At 66.7% G+C, this 234-nt stretch carries 1 protein-coding gene; it reads right to left on the bottom strand.

The features are described from left to right. Window positions 1–9 precede the first annotated feature (9 nt). The coding region (locus tag EXE44_RS19410) for an RNA polymerase Rpb4 family protein (protein WP_241991923.1) at window positions 10–234 on the bottom strand (225 nt) is incomplete at its 5' end.

The following is a 234-nucleotide window of genomic DNA, read 5'->3' as shown; positions in this document are numbered from 1 at the left end:
GGGGCGTGCTCAGGCGTACTTCGCGACGACGTCGAGGATCTCGTCGAGCTCCTCGCCGTCGAGCGAGTACCGCTCCTGTGCGAACACCGAGCGGAGCTCCGTGCGGTCCTCGGGGAGCAGGTCGGTGATCTTCACGGCGGTCGGCAGGTCGATCTGATCGAGCTCGGTGAGCTCCTCGACGAGTTCGCGGGACTCGTCGGGGTCGAGGTCCGCGAACCGATTGACGTGCTCGAT

This window comes from Halorubrum sp. SS7 (assembly GCF_005435055.1).
GTDB lineage: Archaea > Halobacteriota > Halobacteria > Halobacteriales > Haloferacaceae > Halorubrum > Halorubrum salinarum.
Note: the sequence above shows the minus strand (reverse complement) of the source record. Positions and strands in the feature narration are given on the sequence as shown.